Source organism: Hydrogenovibrio sp., assembly GCF_965140365.1.
Classification (GTDB): domain Bacteria; phylum Pseudomonadota; class Gammaproteobacteria; order Thiomicrospirales; family Thiomicrospiraceae; genus Hydrogenovibrio.
Map to the genome: position 1 here is coordinate 950,076 of NZ_OZ223196.1, position 21,160 is coordinate 971,235.

Sequence of the window (21,160 nt, forward strand, 5' to 3'; positions counted from 1 at the left end):
AAGCTGACATTCTTCGGCTTCAAACTTTTTCAATGGTGTCTGATGAGGGTGCCATTAGAATATCGATAACCATTCAAATAATCATCCGGCATGTATCGGATGAAGTGACACCCTGAAGCACTTGACCGGTGGAGGCAATAACGAAATTCAACTCAAAAAAGATAAGAGAAAGATTATAATGAGTTGCGTTATTCGACTAAGTAATGGCACTGAGCTAAGGTGACGGGTTTAAGATGATTGAAACGGATCGTATTGTCGGTGGACAGGCGTTAGAAGAAGACATGTATGTTCAGCCATCTGTTCGCCCACAGATGATTACGGACTACATTGGACAACAGGCGGTTCGTGAGCAGCTTCAATTGTCGATTCACGCGGCAAAAATGCGCAATGAGCATTTGGATCATGTGTTGCTCTATGGACCGCCAGGCCTGGGTAAAACCACACTTTCCAATATCATTGCCCAGGAAATGGGGGTTACCCTGCGCCAGACATCCGGCCCTGTCATCGAAAAACCAGGTGATTTAGCCGCCATTCTCACCCGTTTGGAACCCAACGACGTTCTGTTTGTTGACGAAATTCACCGTCTGAGCCCAATCGTAGAAGAAATTTTGTATCCCGCGATGGAAGATTTCCAAATCGATATTATTATCGGCGAAGGGCCGGCGGCTCAAACGGTAAAAATTGATATCCCGCCATTTACATTGGTCGGCGCGACGACACGAGCCGGTTTGCTGACATCGCCGTTGCGGGACCGGTTTGGCATTGTGCAGCGTTTGGAGTTTTACTCGGTAGACGAGTTGGGGCAAATTGTCAGTCGTTCCGCCAATATTCTTGGTATGGAAACGCAACCGGACGGCGCGATTGAAATTGCCCGCCGCTCACGCGGCACGCCGCGTATTGCCAACCGTTTATTGCGACGGGTACGCGATTACGCCCAGGTGAAAGGAAATGGCATTATTACCGCCGAGATTGCCGATGCTGCGTTGAATTTGTTGGAAGTGGATCCGCTCGGTCTGGATAAGATGGATCGGCGCTTGTTGGAATTGTTGATTGAAAAATTTGAAAGCCGCCCTGTGGGGATCGACAGCATTGCTGCGGCCTTAGGCGAAGAACGGGGAACGATTGAAGACGTCATCGAACCGTTTCTTGTACAACAGGGCTTTTTAGTTCGTACTCCCCGGGGACGAGTGGTGACGCAAACGGCGTACCGCCATCTGGGGTTAGCACTACCGGAGAAATTTGAAAATGAATGAACATTCCTTAATGGAGTTGATCTTAGATGCCAGTCCTGTCGTTCAAGGCGTGATGTTAATCCTGTTATTGATGTCCATTATGGCTTGGGCCATCACCTTTGCGAAATCCTATCAAGTCCGTAAAGCGGCCGCCGAAGCTAAAGCCTTTGACGATGTATTCTGGCAAACGTCCGAATTAACCCAGCTGTATAACCAAGTGGCAAATGAAGATGATAAGCGTGGCAACGCGTCAATCTTCGAGGCCGGTTTTAAGGAGTTTGTTAATCTGAAAAAACAAGGCGTCTTGGATGCGTCCGATCTGATGAATGGCACTCAAAGAGCAATGCGTGTCGCCTTTTCTCGTCAAGTTGAAAACCTGGAAAACCAAACGGCTTTACTGGCAACCGTCGGTTCGTCGGCGCCCTATATCGGGTTGTTCGGGACCGTTTGGGGGGTGATGCATGCTTTTTCATCTTTGGGCGATATTCAGAATGCCACTTTGGCCGCCGTAGCGCCTGGGATCTCTGAAGCGCTGATTGCTACTGCGATGGGGCTATTTGCGGCGATACCTGCTGTCATTGCTTATAACCGTTTGTCTGTCAAAACCGATAGAGTGGTGGGATTGTATGAAAATTTTGCCGAAGGGTTTTTGACCATTATTCAACGTCAAGCCCATGCCCTTGAGAAAAAAATGGATGCAGAGCAGGGATGAACTCAATGCGTAACTCTTTTCGATCACAGTCTCGAAAACGCCTGATGTCTGAAATCAACGTGGTGCCTTACATCGATGTCACCTTGATATTGCTGATTATTTTTATGATTACGGCCCCGATTGTTCAACAAGCGGTGACGGTTGATTTACCACAGACACCGGTTGTAAAAAATCAAAAGCAAGCCGATGCTAAACCGGTTGAACCCTTTGTCATAACCGTCACCGCCGAAGGGTTATACAAAACGTCCGAAGCTCCGGATATTGTGCTCGGGCAGAAAGACCTGGCAAACTTGGTGGCGGAAGTGGTCGCGCGCGCTCAGCTTAAACCGAATCAACCTTTTTATATTCAAGGGGATCGCCAGACGCCTTACGGTAAAGTGGTCAATCTGTTTGTTCTGTTGAAAGCCAATGGCGTTCAGCAGGTCTCTCTTATGACGGAGCCGGAAGAGAAGTAGTATGTTTGCATTTATTATTCGTCATCCCTTAGCTTTGTCGGCTGCAGTGTTGTTGCACATCGTGATTGCCATTGGTTTGGTGTTTGGTTCCTTTGACGATGAACCCATCTTGAAAGTCAGCTTACAAAATGATTCTGAAGAGGCTCAAATTACGCAAGTAAAACAAGTAGAGCCGATGAAAACCTTTGCGGTTGATTCCGCATTGGTTAAAGAACAGCTGGCCAAAATCAAACAGCAGGAAGCGGCCAAACGCCAGGAACAAGAAGAACTGAAAAAACGTTCCGAAGCGGAAAAACGCCGTTTAGCGGCCCTGAAACAGCAGCAGCGAGAAGAGCAACGTAAGACAGAACTGGCCAAAAAACAAGCTTTGGCTGAGAAACGTCGTGCAGAAGATGCCAAGCGCCAAGCACAAATCGAGAAGCAACGGGTTGAAGCGGAACAGAAGCGCGCAGCTGAAGCCAAACGTTTGGCTGAGCAAGCCAAAAAAGAAGCGCAGTTAGCCGAGAAAAAACGTGAAGAAGCCAAAAAGCGTGTTGCCGAGGCGGAGAAAAAGCGTCAGGCGGAAGAGGCTAAAAAACAAGCCTTACAAGAACAGATTAAACAGCAAAATGCCGAGAAAAAGCGTCTGGAAGAGGCGGCTTTGCAAGCGCGTTTGCAAAAAGAACAGCAAGAAGCGGAAACCGCATTACAGCAGCAGATAGCGGCCGAAGAAGCCAAGCGACGTCAGACTGCGAAAGAAAAAGAATTAAAAAGTCTGCGAGACACGTATATTTCGTCGATTGCCGCCAGTGTGAAAGATAATTGGCGCACCGCGGCAAAAGTATCGGATGAGGCTCAGTGTGTCTTGTCGATTACTCAAACGCCAAAAGGGATGATCAGTGGCGTGAAAGTCGAAAAATGTAATAAGTTTGCGAATGAACAATTCAAAAAAGATGCGGTCAAAGCGGTATATCGTGCAGAGCCTTTACCGGCACCGCCGATCAAGGAATTGTTTGAACGAAATATTAAATTTATTTTTAACCCTTAAACGAGACCTGTGCAAAGGTCTCAAAACACAATAAAGTTGCAGAGCTGAATCACAATGATGTCGAATATGAAGAGAGTTTCCCAATATTTCATCGCGTTTGTATGGTTATGGGCCGGAGCCGCTCAGGCTGATTTGACCATTCAAATTGACCAGAGTTCGGACTCGGCACTGCCGATTGCGATTTTACCGTTTGACTGGCAGGGTAAGGCCGTCACGCCTCCGGTGAATATGAGTGACATTGTGGGAAATGACCTGTTACGAAGTGGCAAGTTTCGGCCCGTTGAAGAAAGCCGCTTACCCGGTCGCCCCAAAACCCTGGAAGATGTTGATTTTTCCAAGTGGAAACAACTGGGAACCGATAATTTGTTGATTGGGCAAGTGACTGAAGACGCTAATGGCCGCTACGAGATCGAAATGCGCTTTATTGATTTATTACGAAAGCAGCAAGTGATCGGTAAGCGCTGGGTGAATATTCCGAAAAGTGCTTTGCGTCATGTGGCGCATAAAATGAGCGACCTCATTTATGAAGAACTGACGGGGATTCGCGGAGCCTTTAATACGCGTATTGCTTATGTCACGGTGAAAGTCCTCGATGGTAAAAAACAATACAGCTTGGAAGTGGCTGATTCGGACGGTCATAATTCACAGCCAATTTTGCGTTCCCGTAAACCGATTATGTCGCCGAGTTGGTCGCCGGATGGCAAGCAGTTGGCGTATGTTACGTTTGAAAATGGCCGTTCGGAAGTCGTCATTCAAAGTCTGGACGGGAAAACGCGTCAGATCGTTGCCAGTTTTAAAGGCATTAACAGCGCGCCAAGCTGGTCGCCGGACGGTAAAAATTTGGCATTGACCTTATCGAAAGACGGGTCGGCGGATGTGTATATCATGAATATGAAAACCAAAAAGTTGCGCCGCTTGACGCGCAATTGGGCGATTGAAACCGAAGCGGTTTGGGCACCAAATGGACATTCTTTGTTTTTTAACTCGGATCGACGCGGTCAGCCACAAATTTTCCAGGTGTTTCTAGATACTGGTGAAATGCGTCGTATTTCATTTGTGGGGCGTTATAACGCTAACCCGGCCGTGTCTCCAGATGGCCGTTACGTTGCCATGGTTCACGCCAACAGTGGTTTTCATATCGGGTTGTTGGATTTGTATAATGATGAATTTAATATTTTGACGAAAACCTATTTAGACGAATCACCGAGCTTTTCGCCGAATGGTGAAATGATTTTATATGCCATGAATCAAGGCGGGCAGGGCAAGTTGGCGGTGGTGTCTCCGAATAACAATACGACGCAAATATTGAGCGTTCAAAAAGGTGAAGTACGTTCACCGTCCTGGGGACCTTTTCAGTCAAACTGAACAGTCGGCATAAAGTAAATCACATTTAAGGAGTTGGGTATGTACAATCAATTGAAACTGGGGTTGGGGATTGCCTTGATTGCATCGTTGGCGGCTTGTAGCAGCACGCCTAAAACGGGCGAAAACGCCGATATGAATATCGAGCCGGCAACAGACGATTCGGGTGTGGATTATGAGGAAAGAGCACGCCTTGAGTTGGAAAAAGCGGATACAGGCGAAGTGAATGAAGTTGAAGTGATGGGCGCCGGTGCGGAAACAGGCGCGGCTGTCAGCAGTGAAGAATTGGCCAGTCAGGATCTGAATGCCGCCAATCAACCTGTGACCGACATGGGGCAAACATTCGAACCCGTCATCTACTTCGGTTATGATCAGTACATCGTGGATGATGCCTCTCTGGAAACGGTGAAGCATTATGCTGCGATTTTAGTGGATAACCCGGACGAAAAAATCCAACTGGTGGGTCACACCGACGAACGCGGCACGCCGGAGTACAATCTGGCATTGGGCGAGCGTCGAGCCAAAGCGGTCGCTGAAGCCTTTATGCTATATGGTGTCAGTGATGATCGAATTGATGTGATCACGATGGGCGAAGAAATGCCGGCCAATGAAGGTCATGACGAAGATGCCTGGGCGAAAAACCGCCGGGTGGAAATTAAAGCGCAATAATAAACTGCGGAGTTAAGCACGATGGTAAAAGCTCTGACATCTGCAATGGCCATGCTTTTGGTCGTGGTTGGTTTTAGTACAACGGTTCAAGCGGCGGCGCAGTCTTTGGAACAACGGGTTGAGCGGTTAGAACGTCGGGCCGATAACCCGGTTCTGATTCAATTAAGCCGTCGTTTGGCAGAGCAACAGCGCCAAATTCAAGAACTTTACGGGGAAATGGACCGTTTGAAATATCAGCTGTCGCAAGCACGCGATAAGATGGCAAAGCAATATCAAGAAACCGATGAGCGCATCAGTCAATTAGAAGCCCAACCTGTCGAGCCGGTGGCCTCGGTTCCGGTGGTGAGTTCCGAGTCGGTTGCTTCGAAAGGCGTGCAAGCCAAAGCCGATTCCAAAAACGAATCGGGTGATGCTAAGGCTGTCACCAATGCGATTCATGCTCCGACAGCGGAAGAAAAGAAGGCTTATGATGAAGCTTTTGCGCTGATTAAAAAATCCGATTACAAATCCGCCACTAAAGCCTTTTCGGCCTTTAAAAAACAATATCCTCAGAGTGCCTTGGCCAGCAATGCTTCTTACTGGGAAGGAGAGTCCGAGGTGATATTGGGGCACGATCAAAAAGCTTTGAAAGCCTTTAAAATGGTGTATGAAAAATACCCGGATTCAAGCAAAGCGCCGGATGCGATGCTGCGATCAGCGGATATGCACCAGGAGATGGGAAAATCCAAAGAGGCCAAAGCGCTATACCAGAAACTTTTGGAGGCCTTTCCAAAAGATAAAGCTTCCGGCAAAGCCGCGCAGCGTCTGAAGGATTTGAAGGGTAAATCGGGGCAATAAGGGGACGATTGTGAAAAAAGCCATTGTATTGCTCTCCGGTGGGCTCGATTCCGCAACCGTTTTGGCTATTGCGCAGGCGGAAGGCTATGAATGCCATACCATGAGTTTTGATTACGGGCAGCGTCATCGCGCTGAATTATTGGCGGCGGAGCGGGTGTCAAAAGCTTTTGGTGCCAAAACCCATCGTTTGATGTCGATGAACATGCGCGCCATAGGCGGCTCGGCTTTGACCGATGATGCCATTGATGTGCCGACCAGTGGTGTGGAAGACGGTCACATTCCGGTGACCTATGTGCCTGCGCGAAACACCATTTTTCTGTCCTATGCATTAGGCTTGGCGGAAGTGGTGGATGCCGATGACATTTTTATCGGTGTCAATGCTGTGGACTATTCCGGATACCCGGATTGTCGTCCCGAATTCATTCAAGCCTTTGAAGTGATGGCCAACCTGGCCACCAAGGCTGGGGTGGAGGGGCATAAGATGCATATTCGTACCCCTTTGATCGATTTGAGCAAAAGTCAGATTATCCAGGAAGGCATTCGTTTGGGGGTGGATTACAGTCAAACCGTGTCTTGTTATCAAGCCGATGAATCGGGCGCCGCCTGTGGGGTTTGTGATTCTTGCCGCTTGCGAAAACAAGGCTTTGAAGCCGCCGGTGTCGAGGACCCAACTGTCTATGTCGGTGGACACTAAAAAAGTTCGAAAAAAGCCTAAAAACAACTTGCCAAACATCTCTCACCTTGTATAATACGCCCCATTCCAGAGAGGGTCGTTAGCTCAGCTGGTAGAGCAGTTGGCTTTTAACCAATTGGTCGCGCGTTCGAATCGCGCACGACCCACCATTTATCCTAAATGGTTTTCTAGTTTGGAATCTTTTCATTTATATAATGGGTCGTTAGCTCAGCTGGTAGAGCAGTTGGCTTTTAACCAATTGGTCGCGCGTTCGAATCGCGCACGACCCACCATTTACTTCCATCTTCTTAAATTCCGCTGTCTTTTAACGTAGATTTTTTCTGGTTATCTTTTTCTATTTGACTATTCGGGCAGTCGAAGGTCTTAAATCGCTATTGAAAAAAATGACCAGGCCTGACTAAGCGTTGGATTCAGGCCTGGGTGTTTTTGAAAGATGGGAAAGAAGCGCGTTTATAGGTGATCGGCGGCTATTTTGCGTAAGGTAGGAACCGCCAAGTCGAATTGATCGGCAAAGCTCAATGCGCGGGTCAAGCGTGCCGGAGCGGAGCGGCCCATGCATTTATGCTCCAAGTCGCCGTGGATGGCTTCATCCAAGCCCATCATGAGCTTTTCCCGGTCTTGTTGCGAATCCGTTAAGGCGTCTTGAATGTCCAAGACGTCTTGTGCCACGGCTTTCATAACGTCGCCATGCTGGTGTTTCAGTTGCTCCACATTACCATCCACCTCTAAGCCGGCAATATTGGTGGTCAGGATGTAGAGGTTCTTTCGGACCAGTTCGTACAGCAGTTCGTTTTCGCTGTCGAGTTGAACGCAGGGTAAATCCACTTGTGAGAGGGCGTTGAAAACCAGTTTGCTGTTCGGCCCGAAAACAGGCGATGGCAATACCACTTTGCTGTCCATGCCTTTTTTCTTTTCAAACCACACGGAAATGACCGTTGGGTTTTGGATATTGGACTGTGCCCAATCTCTTGGCAGCAATTCGTTTTGCAATAAAATGACCTTGTCGGTCCAATTGGACGGGCAGTTTTGAATAGCCTGGTGAATATCGGCTTCACCCACGGCGATTAAAACGGCTTCCGGGTCCGGGATTTCAGCCGCCATTTCTTGAATGTTTTGATGACGCATTACTCCTTGGACTGGGTATCCGAGCCTTAAAAAGCCACGCGCGAAGACGCTGCCCAGTTCTCCCAGGCCGACAACAACAATGGTTTTTTTCATCGGTTTTCCTTTATTTTTTAAGTTTTTCAATCGCTTTCCTTTGATAAGGTCAAGCGGTTGTTTGAATGGGTAAGATTGTAACTGAAAAACTTTTCGGATTCATATCGTAAAGTTTTTAAAATATGGGGCATAATGCATTAAAATAGTGCAAAGTAACCGGGATTTTGAGGAATGGATATGCAATCGCAAAAAACAAAATTTACTTGGCATTATTACGCCATGGCCTTTGGTGTTTTGATGGCGCTGCTTGGCATGACATTGTCGGCCTGGGGCGCGGTCGCGAGTGCATTGGGGTTTAGCATTGTTTCGCATCCGGCTTTGCCTTTCAAAGGCCTGACACGTTTTATTTTTCTGATGTTATTCGTCGTATTTTATATCCTGGGTTTTCCAGATGCTTCTGTGGTGCAGGAAATGATGGCAACGGACATTTCAAAGGCGTAAATGATGGCCAGCAAAGCACTTGAAGATTACTTGAAAATCATCTACAAACTTGAAGAGGCGAATGAGACCGATAAAGGGGTGAGTACTTCGGCGATTGCGGAGCGTTTGGCGATTTCGCAAGCTTCGGTTTCCAATATGCTCAAAAAACTGGCGGATAAAGAGTTGATCCGTTATGAGCCTTATTATGGCGTGAGTTTATCCGGTGCTGGGCGCAAAGTCGCGTTAAGCATGATTCGTAAGCACCGCATTCTGGAATTGTTTTTGGTGGAACGGCTGGGCTACCAATGGGATGAAGTGGATGAGGAAGCGGAAGTGTTGGAACACGCTATTTCCGATAAGTTAACCAACCGTATGTGGGAAGAGCTTGGCCGCCCGACGGAAGACCCTCACGGCTCGCCGATTCCGGACGAATCCGGTGAGATGGTGGAGCAAACCGCAACGCGTCTGGCGGACTGTGAGGCTGGAACAAACTTGGAAGTGGTTCGCATCCAGAACCGTTCGCCGGAAGAATTGCGTTACTTATTTTCAATCGGACTGGTGAAAGGCGCAAAGGTGCGTATTCAGCAAAAAGCACCGTTTAATGGGCCCATTTCCATTGACGTCGCCGGTGCGCAACACCCGCTGGACTATCGTCTGGCCGAATCCATTTTTGTCGCCTAATGCGATGAGGAGCCTTAAATCATGACGCACCCGATTAAACAAACGGTCAATCAGGTTGAAATTCTGGCGGGCTTAACCACGGCGGTTGTCTGGATTGATAAGAACGAAAATATCGGATTTATTAATCTGGCCGGGGCCGAGTTGCTTCAGCTGAGTGCCCAACGTGTCATTGGCATGAACTGGCGTTATATTTTGCCACGCCTGCTGGATGATATTCATGCCTGCGGTACCGGCCGTCTGACGATTCACGAGTATACGATTCGTTTGCCGGATGCCCAGAAAATTCATGTGACCTGTACCATCTCCTATTATGAAATGGATGGTGATGATGGCTGGTTGATTGAACTTTATAACACGGAACGTCATCATCGGATTGCCGAAGAAGATGAGCGTTGGCATCAGTATGAAGCCGGAAATTTGTTAGTACGCACTCTGGCGCATGAAATCAAGAATCCGCTGGCCGGTATTTACGGCTCGACTCAATTATTGCAAAAGCGCTTTCCGGACAATGATAAAGCCGACCAGTTTCTGGAAGTGATTCTACGCGAGGTCAAACGGTTGCAAAACTTGGTGGACCGTATGCTGGGGCCACGCGGTGACTCGGATAAAGAACCGTATAACATCCATGAGTTGATTGGTTATGTGATTGACGTGGTGCGAGGTGAAAAACCGGATAACGTCTTTATCAAGCTGGATTACGACCCGAGTATCCCTGAGATTTCGATGGATTTCGAGGCGATGGTTCAGGCCTTGTTGAATTTGGTGAAGAACGCGATTCAGGCGATGGAAAAGCATGGTGGCATTTTGACGTTGAAAACGCGTGTTGAATCCAAGTTTACGCTGGGCACCAAAACCTATCCGCTGGTCGCGGTGATCAGCGTCATGGACGAGGGTGAAGGGATTGCGCCGGATGTGTTTGATTCCATTTTTTATCCAATGGTCAGCAGTAAGAAAAACGGTTCCGGTTTGGGATTGTCGGTATCGCAAAACATTGTGCGAAAGCATGGCGGTTTGATTGTCGCGCAAAGTGAGCCGGGGAATACGGTGTTTAATATTTATTTACCGTTCGACCATAATCGGAATGAAACACAGCGATTATTGCGTAAAGAGCGTTCTTAATATTTTTAACGGATTTAAGCGAAGCGGCTTGAGTGAATCGTAAACAAGCAAGCATGAGTTGATAGGAAAACGGCATGGAACAAGAAACAAATGGAAATCATTCGGACCCAGTGGTTTGGATTGTGGATGATGACGCCTCCATTCGATGGGTTTTAACGGAATCTCTTGAAGACAGGCCTTACATTATTCGAGCATTCGATTCGGCGTTTGAAGCCCTTCGAAACCTGCACGAAGAACGCCCGACCGTGGTCATTTCGGATGTGCGTATGCCGGGGATGGACGGTTTGGAATTCATGGAAGCCATTCACGAGCAAGATAAAGATATTCCGGTCATTATCATGACGGCGCATGCGGATTTGGATACGGCGGTGAAGTCATTCCAGAGCCGTGCGTTTGAGTATTTACCCAAGCCATTTGAAATCGACGATGCGTTGATGATTATTGACCGGGCGGTTAAGCGTCAGATGTCGGGCGGCAAGCGGGTACGAAAATCCAAACAGGCCAAGCAGCCGTTGAATATCATTGGTTCGGCACCGTCAATGCAGGAAGTTTTCCGGATTCTTGGCCGGGTTTCACAGTTGGATGTGACGGTGTTGATTACCGGTGAAACCGGGACGGGGAAAGAACTGGTTGCTCGAGCTTTGTATGAATTGAGCGGTCGGTCAAACCGGCCTTTTGTGGCGATCAATACCGCCGCCATTCCGCGCGATTTGCTGGAGTCGGAATTGTTCGGGCATGAGAAAGGGGCCTTTACCGGGGCGCACACGCAACGCATGGGGCGCTTTGAAGAGGCCAATGGCGGCACTTTGTTTTTGGATGAAATCGGCGACATGCCGGTGGACTTGCAAACCCGTTTATTGCGGGTTTTGAATGACGGCACTTTTTATCGCGTCGGCGGGAAAACGCCGATTAAAACCGATGTGCGTATTGTCGCCGCGACACACCAGAATATGCAAGAACTGGTCAAGCAGGGGCGCTTCCGTGAGGATTTGCTCTACCGGTTGAATGTGATTCGAATCAAAGTACCGGCACTGCGTGAACGCCGTGAGGACATTTTACCGATTGTGCGCTATTACTTGACGGAAGAGGCCAAAACTTATGGTCTGGAAGAGAAGCGTTTAAGCAAACCGGTCGAGAAATATTTAGCGGAATTACCTTGGCCGGGGAATGTGCGCCAAATCCGCAGTTTGTGCACCTGGTTGACCATTATGGCGCCGGACAAAACCGTCTATATGGAAGACTTGCCGTTGGAGTTGCAAAACGATTCCGAGCCGATGAGTGGCGTGGATGGTGGTTCTGGCGACGTGTCGGAGGATTGGGAGACACCGCTTCGTCTCTGGTCGAAAAATTTCCTGAATGCCGGTAAAACCGAATTGCACACTGAAGCGGAGAAAATTTTTGAGAAGGCGTTGATTGAGGTAGCGATGAAACACAGTATGAATCATCGCCAGAAAGCCGCGCAGTTGCTCGGGTGGGGGCGAAATACCTTAACGCGTAAAACCCAAGCGTTGGGGCTGGATGAATAAGCCGTTCGGTTTGTGAGCCGTTTGGGTGTGATGAACGGATGCTAAAAGAGTTTTTTCAATTTTATACCACGCCGTCATCGCGTTTGGCGCGCAAGATGGGCTTTTTGCATGAAGCCATCGCCATGTCCGCGCGTCATCAACGCTGTCAGCAGACCTGGCAGCCGCATTTCGAGCAATGTCAGGCGGCTATTCGAGAAGCCGTCGCGCAGTGTAAATCCTTTCGGCATATGGTTGTTTTGGGGGCGGGTTCCCTGAATGACATTCCACTACCTTTCTTAAGCCAAACATTTGATTCCGTCACCCTGGTGGACATGGTGTTTTTAAAGCCGGCGCGCCGTATGGCGGCCGACTTCGATAATGTAACGCTCTTGGAGGCCGATGTCAGTGGTTGCCTGGCCCAGGTTGAGCATGGTGGAACCTCAGTGGAGCCGCCGCGTTTGGCCGGGGTGGAGCCGCCAGTCGTCGATTGTGTGGTATCGTTGAACCTGGTCACGCAATTGCCGTTGATTCCAGCGCGTTGGTTGATGGAACGGTTTGAATTATCGGAAGACAAAACCGACCGTTTTGGTAAAGCCTTGATTCAGGCCCACTTGGATTATTTGAATTGCTTTGGCGGAGTAAGATGCCTGATTGCCGATCGAGAAATGCGGGAATACGACCGCAGTGGTCGATTAATGGATCAATTGGACCCAGCTTGGGGGGTCTCATTACCGGCGTATGAGCATGCTTGGGAGTGGGAAGTGGTTCCGTTTGGTGAATCGAGCGAGCGCGCAGATCGGTGCCAGAGAAATCGTGTTGGCGTATCGATTTGGTCAGAGCGGTTTTAGATGGGTGAATATAAAATGGGTGGATACAAAAAACGACCAGGCCTGGTCGTTTTTTTATAAAGTGAAAAGGGCGAAGACTTACAAGGCTTCCGGCCCGGTTTCACCGGTACGGATGCGAACCGTTTGCTCAATGGCGGTAACAAAGATTTTACCATCGCCGATTTTACCGGTTTGCGCTGTTTGAGTGATGGCCTCAATGACTTGATCCACTTTATCTTCACTGACCGCAATCTCCAATTTCAATTTCGGTAGGAAGTCGACGACATATTCAGCGCCGCGATACATTTCGGTATGCCCTTTCTGACGACCGTAGCCTTTGACGTCAATCACGGTCATACCGTGCACGCCGATTTCGTGCAAGGCTTCGCGCACATCGTCCAGTTTAAAAGGCTTGATAATCGCAGTAACCATTTTCATAAAAAACATTCCTCGTATTGGGATTTCATTTTATTTATTGTTGCAGTGCAAAGCTTGAGCCTTGTCCTGATGATGTAACGCATTGAACGTTTTCACGGTTTTGAGTTTTCTCAGGACGGCCGCTGGGACCTAAGGCGTATTTTCCTGCGCTGAAAAATTATCTTCTGCATATTGTGCCAGCATTTGGCCCATTTGAATAGGGCTATTTTCGGCTATTTGTCCCAGGCCTGGCATTTTGCCTTCCGGGCTGAGTAGGATGACGGTGGACCCCATATTGAAACGACCAATTTCCTGGCCTTTGCTAAAGTGTTGTTCGTCTTTTCGGTAGTCCCAGTGTTGTAACGTGGGCAAGTAATCCGGAGTGATTTTGCCTTGCCAGACGGTTTCCATGCTGCCCACGAAGATGGCACCGACCATGATCAGGCAGAAGGGGCCGTGTTCGTTTTCGAAGCGGATGACCAAGCGTTCGTTACGGGCAAAAAGACCGTCGACATTGCGAACGGTCGCCGGATTGACGGCGAAGAGGTCGCCTGGCACGTACGTCATAGACAGCAGTTTGCCGTTGGCCGGCATGTGAATGCGGTGGTAATCCTGTGGGGACAGGTAGATGACGCAGCTGTCGCCGTTGTTGTAAGTTTTGGCGTATTCGATGTCGCCGCCCAGCAAGGCTTCCAATGAATAGTCATGGCATTTGGCTTGAATCATGGTGTGGCCTTGGATGGCTTGCGATTGGCTGATGACGCCGTCCACCGGGCTGCACCAGGCCTGGGCGTTTTCGTCAATCGGACGCAACTCGGGTTTCAGGGCACGCGTGAAAAAGGCGTTGAAATGCGGGTAATTCTCGAAGTCTTCGTCTTCCGCTTCGGAAACGTCGATTTTATAGGCCTTTGTCATCAATTTGATGGTGGTGTTCTTAATCCAAGGCTGACGGATGTGCATAAACCAGTGCATGCCTTTGGAAAGCAGTTGCTGGGGCAAGATATACTGGGGAACAACCTTGAAAAAATCGGTAAATCGCATTCGGGGAACCTGTGTTATGTTTAATCTCATCAATGCTTGTTTATCGCGCTTGGTGTTTGAAGCCTTAAGCCGGAACCTGAGCGGCCTCGCATGTCAAAATAAATTCCGTGACAAACGCAAAGTAGCATTAAGGAACCGTTGCTTGAATCCGTTTGAGGTTCTGCGGGACTTAAAGCCCACCTATTCTAGGCGTGGCTCGCGGACCTTAGTTTTTCTAAGGCCAAGAGCCATAACAACGAAGAGGTGGGCTTTATGCCTCGCCCGAAGGGGCTTAGCCAAGTTTCCGACTTCTGCGTTATCCTTTTTCGCGGTATCCAGATGGCCCTTCAAAAGGAGGCCTTGAAGACGAAAACTTGGCGTTGCCAGAATCCAAACCGATTCAATCAGCGGTTCCTTTAAAAAACAGTTGATTTTAATGTATAATTCGCGCGATTAACAGAATTACTTTTTAACAAGGAAATCGCATGTCGGAAATTAAAAAAGTCGTTTTGGCCTACTCGGGTGGTCTGGATACGTCAATTATCGCCAAATGGTTGCAAGAAGAATATCAATGTGAGGTGGTGACTTTTACCGCCGATATCGGACAGGGCGAAGAAGTGGAGCCGGCTCGTGCCAAAGCGCAAGCCATGGGCATCAAAGAGATTTATATTGAAGACCTGCGAGAAGAGTTTGCACGCGATTTCGTTTTTCCGATGATGCGCGCCAATGCGATTTACGAAGGCGAGTACCGTTTGGGGACGTCCATTGCGCGTCCATTGATTTCAAAACGCTTGGTGGAAATCGCTCAGGAAACCGGTGCCGATGCGATTTCGCACGGCGCGACCGGCAAAGGGAACGATCAGGTACGTTTCGAATTGAACGCTTATGCCTTGATGCCGGACGTCAAAGTCATCGCGCCTTGGCGTGAGTGGGATTTGCTGTCACGTGAAAAGCTGATGGCCTATGCCGAAGAGCATAATATCAGCATCGAGAAAAAACAAGGTAAGAAATCACCTTACTCGATGGACGCCAACCTGCTGCACATTTCCTATGAAGGTGGCATTATCGAAGACCCTGCCAATGAGCCGGAAGAAGACATGTGGCTATGGTCGGTTTCGCCGGAAAACGCGCCGGATAAGCCAACTTATCTCACCATCGGTTATGAAAAAGGCGACATCGTATCCATCAATGGCGAGGCCATGTCACCGGCGACGGTCATGGAATACCTGAATAAGGTGGGTGGTGAAAACGGCATCGGTCGTGACGATTTGGTGGAAAACCGTTTTGTGGGCATGAAAGCGCGCGGCTGTTATGAAACGCCGGCTGGTACCATTATGCTGAAAGCACACAGAGCGATGGAATCCTTGACGCTAGACCGTAACGCGGCGCACTTGAAAGATGAGTTGATGCCGAAATACGCAGAAATGATCTACAACGGGTTCTGGTTCAGCCCGGAGCGTGAAATGTTGCAGGCTCTGATTGATCACTCGCAACAGAATGTCTCCGGTGAGGTTCGCCTGAAACTGTATAAAGGCAATGTGATTGTGGTGGGGCGTACGTCCGACAACAGTCTGTTTGATGAAGACATCGCCACTTTCGAAGACGATGGCGGTGCCTATAACCACAAGGATGCGGAAGGCTTCATCAAGTTGAATGCATTGCGCTTGAGAACGGCCGCTAAGAAGCGCGGCAAGTAAGGTTCAGGCCAAACTTGCCATGAAGACACATCCGCCGAAACCGGTTCGCTGGACGGATTTGAACCGCCATCCGGTGATGTGGCTGGGCTTCGGGTTCGGCTCTGGCCTGGCTCCGAAAGGGCCGGGAACGGCCGGCACGTTGTTGGGGTTGCTGTTGTTCGTGCCCATTTTACTGTGGAGCGAGATGGCGGCTTGGGCCCTGTTGGTGTTGAGCCTAGTGTTCGGCAGTTATATTTGTGGTGAATCGGCGCGCCGAATCGGTGTGCATGACCACGGTGGGATTGTTTGGGACGAGTTTGTGGGCATCTGGTTGGTGCTGCTGGCTCTGCCGGAGCAGTCCTGGCTTTATTGGACAATGGCGTTCATTTTTTTCAGAATTTTCGATATTTTGAAACCTTGGCCGATTCGTTGGGCCGACCAAAAGGTGTCCGGCGGCTTCGGGATTATGCTGGATGACATAATGGCAGCTTGTTACGCCATAATTATTATTTGGGCCCTGCAAACTGGCTTTTTATAAGGCATTAAGGTATATTTCGAGAAAAATTAGATTTCATTAAATGAGAGCTTTGTACGAGTGGGGCGCGAAGGAAAAAAGAGAAAAAACCTGTTCGATTAAGGCGGAAAACGCAGCCAATGGCTAGCCCCATAGGCAAGTTTTTCAACGTAAATCGGGCGGATTTTAGCCTTTTTTACTCGTGCATCCATCTCGTGCAACGCTCTCTAAAAATAACGGGTTAAAGAAGAATGTTTACGGCATGTGAAGATGTAAAACGATTGATTAAAGAGAAAAACGCGCAGTTTGTGGATGTGAGAACGCCGGAAGAATATGCGATGAATAAATTGCCGGGCGCGGTGAATATTCCACTTCAGGATATCGACCGAGTAGGCGACAGCATGTTGAGTAAGGATTTGCCGGTCATCGTGTTCTGCCGTTCCGGCCAGCGTTCACATATGGCGATGCAAATTTTGTTGTCCTTGGGCTTTGATGACGTCTATAACATGGGACCATCTCAAGCCTGGAATCAGTGTCCAGACATTTAATGTTCCACGCTTAGCGCGTGGGCATAATGCATTCATGATAAAAAAGCACCAGGCCTGGTGCTTTTTTTATAACTGAGTGTTTTTAATAACAGGGCCGCAACGGAAACAGAGGGAAGATGATGAGACTAGCTTTGCATTGGCAGATATTAATCGCACTGGCCTTGGCTGTGGTGATGGGCGTGTGGACCGGCACTGACGGTCAGATTTTTGGGGCGCATTGGTTGGCTATTTACACGTTTATCGGCACCTTGTTCTTAAATGCCTTAAAAATGATTGTGGTGCCGCTGGTGGTGTCCGCCATCATTACCGGGGTGGCGAATGTCGGTCAACATGGCGGTTTCGGGCGCTTGGGCGGTAAAACGCTGGGCTATTATGTTCTGACCAGCTTTTTGGCGATTCTCATCGGTTTGGCCCTGGTCAACTTATTGCAACCCGGTGTGTCCGAAAACGGTGTGCCGGTGATGGAAACCAACGATCAGATCATGAGTGCGATTTCCGGTAAGTCGGCCGGGGATGTGGTGGATGTTTTCCTGCGAATGATTCCGGTCAATGTGGTGGATGCCGCGGCCGAAGGGCAAATGCTCGGTTTGATTTTCTTCAGCTTGCTGTTCGGTTATTTCATGACCAAACTGAAAGGCGCGCATAAAGACACTCTGACGAACTTCTGGCAAGGAATTTTCGAAGTCATGATGATGATTACCGCTTGGGTGATGAAATTCGCACCTTTGGGGGTCTTCGGTCTGGTGGCGGCTTCGGTGGCGAAAACCGGCTTTGACCAGTTCGGCCATTTGGCGTTGTTCTTTTTGACGGTGTCTTTGGCGTTAGGCATTCATTTTCTTGTTGTGATGCCGATTTTGCTGCGTGTTGTGGGCGGCGTAAAGAACCCTTGGCTTCATTATCAAGCGATGGCCCCGGCCATACTGACGGCGTTTTCCACCAGCTCCTCCTCATCGACCTTGCCGATTACCATGAACGCGGTGGAAACCCGTGCCGGGGTGTCCAACCGTGTGTCGAGTTTCGTGCTGCCATTGGGAGCCACCGTCAATATGGACGGCACGGCTTTGTATGAATGTGTGGCGGCGGTGTTTATCGCGCAGTTGTTTGGTGTGCCGCTTGATTGGAGTACGCAGTTGTTGATAGTGGTGATTGCCTTGACGACGTCCATTGGGGTGGCGGGCATTCCATCCGCCAGTTTAGTGGCCATCAGCATTATTTTGGTGGCGGTCGGCTTACCGGCGGAGGCGATTGGGTTATTGCTGGTGGTGGATCGGTTGCTGGATATGATGCGAACCGTGGTGAATGTGTTCAGTGATTCGGTCGGGGCTGTGGTCATCGCACGTTCCGAAGGGGAAGACCAAGTGTTGGTCTCCAAGTCTTTTTAAAGTGGGATTATGAAGATTGTTATGAGCGAATTGGCTGGGTTGAAACACGGCCATGAACACAATGAAACCATTCTCGTCTGTTTGACGGAGCGTCTGCCGGAGCTGGAGCACGACTTGGTTCAGGATTTATCGCACATCAGCCATTTCGCCAACTATATGGGAGGGATGACATTGGATGCGGTGGTCTATCAAAAAGAGAACCTGTACCGTCTGGATTACCATTATCCGTGGGAAATCAACTGGAGTTGTGCCGACCAGATGGAGAAAGGGGTTATGAATGACAAGGTGCGTTTTACCTTGGCCGAAGACGGCGAAGTGCACTTCAAACTGCTGAAATTAGATTAGTTTAGGGTGCGACACTCGGCCTTAGCGTGCGACCAGTTCGAGCGTTTGGTTGGACAAGACTTTAAGGATTTCGGTTTCCGGGCGCCAGTCACCTAATACCCAGCGGTGTTTGAGTTGGCCGTCCTGTTCGATTTGGTGTAAATAGGGACGGTGGGTGTGTCCATGCACCAGATGCCTGCATTGCGGATGACGTTGCAACAGCTTTCTGACCGCCGCTTCGTTCACATCCATGATGTTTTCCGCTTTATTGAGATTGTATTTCTGAGAGTTGGCGCGCATGTTTTCACCGATGGCGATGCGCTTGTGTTGCGGCAGTTTCAGGAATAGCCAGGTGACTAGGCGATTACGCAACAGAAGTCGCATCCGCTGAAAGGCTTTGTCATCGGTGCAGAGTGAATCCCCATGCAACATTAAGATCGGCAAGCCATATAGGTTCACCAACGCCGGTTCTTTCAGAAATTGAATGCCGGTGGCGTCGAAAAAAGCCTGTCGCATCAGAAAATCCCGATTCCCGTACATTAGATAAATCGGCAGGCCGTGTTCGGTCAGGTGCTTGAATTTTCGGATAACCGTGGCGTAATGCTCAAGGCCGTGGTCGTCGCCCACCCACATTTCGAATAAATCGCCGATGATGTAGAGGGCGTCGGCTTTGGGCGCATCCTGGTCTAGAAAACGGTAGAACGCCTGATTGACCGGGTGGGTGTCATCCGGCTGTAGGTGGACGTCTGCGGTGATTAAGGTATACGGCATATCAGCCATCGCTCAACCCAATCAGTCGGTTTCTTTGACAAGGGTTTTTTCGATAATAATATCTTCAACCGGCACGTCCTGATGGCCACGTCGGCTGGTGGTTTCAACTTTGGCCATTTCATCAATGACGTCCAGGCCTTCCACGATATTACCGAATACCGCATAACCCCAACCGTGCATGTCTTTCGATTTGTGGTCCAGAAATTCGTTGTCCACCAGATTCATGAAAAATTGCGTGGTAGCGGAATGCGGGTCCATGGTGCGGGCATAAGACAAGGAGCCCCGTACGTTTTTCAAGCCGTTATCGGCTTCGTTCTCAATCGGCTCACCGGACGGCTTTTCTTCCATGCCCGGTAGCATGCCACCGCCCTGTACCATGAAACCTGGGATGATTCGGTGGAAAATGGTGCCGTTGTAGAACCCTTCCATCGCATAATGCACGAAATTTTCGGCACCGATTGGCGCGTTTTCGTGATCGACTTCTACGGTGATGTTACCCATATTGGTTTGAAAGGTGACTTGTGTCATAGCGTTTCCTTTGGTGGATTTTTTGAATTCGAATGTTTGTGTCGTGTTTGGTGTGTTTAATGGGGATGCCATGAGCCCATTCAAGCGTTCAATCCATAAAACCACCAGGCCTGGCGATTTTATGGGTTTGGCAAATTACGCAAGCTTATTGAATTTGTGTGACCTTGATGATTTCAACGGTCTGCAAAGGAACATCGCCCATGCCATTTTTAAAGCCGGTTTGCACCTGGCGGATTTGGTTGACGACTTTCATGCCTTTAATGACGCGTCCAAAAACCGCATAGCCGTAAGCGCGCGGGGTTTTTTCGCGGAAATCCAAAAAGGTGTTTTGCGCCACGTTAATGAAAAACTGCGAGGTTGCGGAGTGCGGGTCGTTGGTGCGCGCCATCGCCAAGGTCCCGATGCGGTTGCGGAGTCCATTGTCGGCTTCGTTTTGGATGGGGGCATGGGTTGGTTTCTTCTGCATGTCGGGTGTGAACCCGCCGCCTTGAATCATGAAGTTCGGGATGACACGGTGAAAAATGGTGCCGTTATAAAACCCTTCATGGACATAACGCAAAAAGTTTTTGACGGTTTTCGGCGCTTTTTCGGGATACAGTTCGGCTTCAATGTCGCCCATGCTGGTTTGGATGAGAACCACCGGGGTTTTCGTGTTTTTGTCGGTATCGGCGGCGCAGGCTTGAACGCTGAGCAGACTGAAAAAGAGCGTGAAGATAAAAGCGCGTTTTGTCATGATGTTCTCCAAGATTGTCACGGCTTAAAAGCCCGTTTGAGATCGGGCCGAGTGTCATTATGAGAGCTTTGCATGAGTGGGGAGCGATAGAAAAATGAGATAAAATTTTTTTGAATTAGGCGGAAAACGCAGCGAATAGCTGGCTATTCGCCAGTTTTTCAACGACATTCAGGGAAATTTTAGCCATTTTTATCCGTGCATCCATCTCGTGCAAAGCTCTCATCATGTGTTAGGTTAATTTGTAGATTGGAATTTTAACACGATGGGTCTTTTGGATGGTGTCAATCGGTTCAGAAAGTGTTGAAATAGGCGTAATTAAGCTATGAAAAAGGCGTACGAATTTGGGGCGTCTGACTCAGGGATTCGTCATGACTCAAATTGGGAAATTCGTTTACAGTTGCGGGAATCCGGCAGTTTTTTAATGCTATAATATTTCGTTATTCTAAACGTATGCGTTGGCGCAACGAATCCAGTTCGTTTGGTTTCGTT

The 21,160-nt window shown here is 49.0% G+C and carries 24 protein-coding genes and 2 tRNA genes; 20 read left to right on the forward strand and 6 right to left on the reverse strand.

What is annotated here, in order from left to right; all coding sequences use genetic code 11:
• Positions 1-281: 281 nt before the first annotated feature.
• The 10 genes from ruvB (at position 282) to AC0KH7_RS04525 (ending at position 7,260) form a co-directional block, all read left to right on the forward strand.
• Complete coding sequence (ruvB, locus tag AC0KH7_RS04480; RefSeq protein ID WP_472373785.1) at positions 282-1,253, forward strand: Holliday junction branch migration DNA helicase RuvB; 972 nt, start codon at positions 282-284, stop codon at positions 1,251-1,253.
• A complete protein-coding gene (gene tolQ / locus AC0KH7_RS04485) occupies positions 1,246-1,944 on the forward strand; it encodes a protein TolQ (RefSeq protein WP_472371079.1) in 699 nt (232 codons plus the stop codon). Before ruvB ends, tolQ begins: the two co-directional genes overlap by 8 nt.
• 44 nt (positions 1,945-1,988) lie before the next feature.
• Complete coding sequence (locus tag AC0KH7_RS04490; RefSeq protein WP_472371081.1) at positions 1,989-2,399, forward strand: ExbD/TolR family protein; 411 nt, start codon at positions 1,989-1,991, stop codon at positions 2,397-2,399.
• A 1-nt stretch (position 2,400) separates the two neighbouring features.
• Positions 2,401-3,426, forward strand: a complete 1,026-nt coding sequence (gene tolA / locus AC0KH7_RS04495; protein WP_472371083.1) for a cell envelope integrity protein TolA — start codon at positions 2,401-2,403, stop codon at positions 3,424-3,426.
• Positions 3,427-3,492: 66 nt separating this feature from the next.
• Positions 3,493-4,791, forward strand: a complete 1,299-nt coding sequence (gene tolB, locus AC0KH7_RS04500) for a Tol-Pal system beta propeller repeat protein TolB (RefSeq protein ID WP_472371085.1) — start codon at positions 3,493-3,495, stop codon at positions 4,789-4,791.
• Between the two features lie 39 nt (positions 4,792-4,830).
• Positions 4,831-5,457, forward strand: a complete 627-nt coding sequence (locus AC0KH7_RS04505) for an OmpA family protein (RefSeq protein ID WP_472371087.1) — start codon at positions 4,831-4,833, stop codon at positions 5,455-5,457.
• Positions 5,458-5,478: 21 nt separating this feature from the next.
• On the forward strand, positions 5,479-6,294 hold the full coding sequence (ybgF, locus tag AC0KH7_RS04510) for a tol-pal system protein YbgF (RefSeq protein WP_472371089.1): 816 nt from the start codon (positions 5,479-5,481) through the stop codon (positions 6,292-6,294).
• A gap of 10 nt (positions 6,295-6,304) precedes the next feature.
• Positions 6,305-6,988, forward strand: coding sequence for a 7-cyano-7-deazaguanine synthase QueC (gene queC / locus AC0KH7_RS04515; RefSeq protein ID WP_472371091.1), 684 nt, complete (start codon positions 6,305-6,307; stop codon positions 6,986-6,988).
• 73 nt (positions 6,989-7,061) lie between these two features.
• Positions 7,062-7,137, forward strand: a tRNA-Lys gene (locus tag AC0KH7_RS04520).
• A gap of 47 nt (positions 7,138-7,184) precedes the next feature.
• Positions 7,185-7,260: transfer RNA gene (locus AC0KH7_RS04525), tRNA-Lys, on the forward strand.
• Between the two features lie 178 nt (positions 7,261-7,438).
• Here AC0KH7_RS04525 and AC0KH7_RS04530 read toward each other — a convergent pair.
• Positions 7,439-8,206: a hypothetical protein gene (locus AC0KH7_RS04530; RefSeq protein ID WP_472371093.1), complete on the reverse strand. Its 768-nt coding sequence runs from the start codon at positions 8,204-8,206 to the stop codon at positions 7,439-7,441.
• Positions 8,207-8,383: 177 nt separating this feature from the next.
• Between AC0KH7_RS04530 and AC0KH7_RS04535 the strand changes: the two genes are divergently transcribed.
• The 5 genes from AC0KH7_RS04535 to AC0KH7_RS04555 all read left to right on the forward strand — a co-directional run bounded on the left by AC0KH7_RS04535 (position 8,384) and on the right by AC0KH7_RS04555 (position 12,779).
• Positions 8,384-8,647 (forward strand): hypothetical protein, encoded by a 264-nt coding sequence (locus AC0KH7_RS04535; protein WP_472371095.1) that lies wholly within the window; start codon positions 8,384-8,386, stop codon positions 8,645-8,647.
• Positions 8,648-9,307, forward strand: a complete 660-nt coding sequence (locus AC0KH7_RS04540; RefSeq protein WP_472371097.1) for a metal-dependent transcriptional regulator — start codon at positions 8,648-8,650, stop codon at positions 9,305-9,307.
• A gap of 21 nt (positions 9,308-9,328) precedes the next feature.
• Positions 9,329-10,426, forward strand: a complete 1,098-nt coding sequence (gene glnL / locus AC0KH7_RS04545; RefSeq protein WP_472371099.1) for a nitrogen regulation protein NR(II) — start codon at positions 9,329-9,331, stop codon at positions 10,424-10,426.
• A gap of 74 nt (positions 10,427-10,500) precedes the next feature.
• Positions 10,501-11,952: a nitrogen regulation protein NR(I) gene (gene ntrC / locus AC0KH7_RS04550; protein WP_472371101.1), complete on the forward strand. Its 1,452-nt coding sequence runs from the start codon at positions 10,501-10,503 to the stop codon at positions 11,950-11,952.
• A 38-nt stretch (positions 11,953-11,990) separates the two neighbouring features.
• Positions 11,991-12,779: a hypothetical protein gene (locus tag AC0KH7_RS04555; RefSeq protein ID WP_472371103.1), complete on the forward strand. Its 789-nt coding sequence runs from the start codon at positions 11,991-11,993 to the stop codon at positions 12,777-12,779.
• A gap of 78 nt (positions 12,780-12,857) precedes the next feature.
• On the opposite strand, the gene AC0KH7_RS04560 is transcribed toward AC0KH7_RS04555, so the two are convergent.
• Together AC0KH7_RS04560 and asd are read right to left on the reverse strand one after the other, a co-directional pair.
• Positions 12,858-13,196, reverse strand: a complete 339-nt coding sequence (locus AC0KH7_RS04560) for a P-II family nitrogen regulator (protein WP_472371105.1) — start codon at positions 13,194-13,196, stop codon at positions 12,858-12,860.
• 129 nt (positions 13,197-13,325) lie between these two features.
• Entirely contained in the window at positions 13,326-14,216 is an 891-nt protein-coding gene (asd, locus tag AC0KH7_RS04565) for an archaetidylserine decarboxylase (protein ID WP_472371107.1), read from the reverse strand.
• A gap of 464 nt (positions 14,217-14,680) precedes the next feature.
• Between asd and AC0KH7_RS04570 the strand changes: the two genes are divergently transcribed.
• The 5 genes from AC0KH7_RS04570 to AC0KH7_RS04590 all read left to right on the forward strand — a co-directional run bounded on the left by AC0KH7_RS04570 (position 14,681) and on the right by AC0KH7_RS04590 (position 18,660).
• Complete coding sequence (locus AC0KH7_RS04570; protein ID WP_472371109.1) at positions 14,681-15,892, forward strand: argininosuccinate synthase; 1,212 nt, start codon at positions 14,681-14,683, stop codon at positions 15,890-15,892.
• A gap of 19 nt (positions 15,893-15,911) precedes the next feature.
• The gene (locus tag AC0KH7_RS04575; protein ID WP_472371111.1) at positions 15,912-16,409 is read left to right on the forward strand and encodes a phosphatidylglycerophosphatase A family protein; all 498 of its coding nucleotides are present in this window, start codon (positions 15,912-15,914) and stop codon (positions 16,407-16,409) included.
• A 227-nt stretch (positions 16,410-16,636) separates the two neighbouring features.
• Positions 16,637-16,933: a rhodanese-like domain-containing protein gene (locus tag AC0KH7_RS04580; RefSeq protein ID WP_472371113.1), complete on the forward strand. Its 297-nt coding sequence runs from the start codon at positions 16,637-16,639 to the stop codon at positions 16,931-16,933.
• Positions 16,934-17,049: 116 nt separating this feature from the next.
• Positions 17,050-18,315 (forward strand): dicarboxylate/amino acid:cation symporter, encoded by a 1,266-nt coding sequence (locus AC0KH7_RS04585; protein WP_472371115.1) that lies wholly within the window; start codon positions 17,050-17,052, stop codon positions 18,313-18,315.
• Between the two features lie 9 nt (positions 18,316-18,324).
• A complete protein-coding gene (locus tag AC0KH7_RS04590; protein WP_472371117.1) occupies positions 18,325-18,660 on the forward strand; it encodes a hypothetical protein in 336 nt (111 codons plus the stop codon).
• A 21-nt stretch (positions 18,661-18,681) separates the two neighbouring features.
• Here the strand turns inward: AC0KH7_RS04590 and AC0KH7_RS04595 are convergent, their stop codons facing one another.
• The 3 genes from AC0KH7_RS04595 to AC0KH7_RS04605 all read right to left on the reverse strand — a co-directional run bounded on the left by AC0KH7_RS04595 (position 18,682) and on the right by AC0KH7_RS04605 (position 20,671).
• A complete protein-coding gene (locus AC0KH7_RS04595; protein WP_472371119.1) occupies positions 18,682-19,419 on the reverse strand; it encodes a UDP-2,3-diacylglucosamine diphosphatase in 738 nt (245 codons plus the stop codon).
• Between the two features lie 12 nt (positions 19,420-19,431).
• Positions 19,432-19,938 carry a peptidylprolyl isomerase gene (locus AC0KH7_RS04600; RefSeq protein WP_472371121.1) on the reverse strand — a complete coding sequence of 169 codons (507 nt, stop codon included), beginning with the start codon at positions 19,936-19,938 and terminating at the stop codon, positions 19,432-19,434.
• A gap of 145 nt (positions 19,939-20,083) precedes the next feature.
• Complete coding sequence (locus tag AC0KH7_RS04605; protein ID WP_472371123.1) at positions 20,084-20,671, reverse strand: peptidylprolyl isomerase; 588 nt, start codon at positions 20,669-20,671, stop codon at positions 20,084-20,086.
• Between the last annotated feature and the right edge of the window lie 489 nt (positions 20,672-21,160).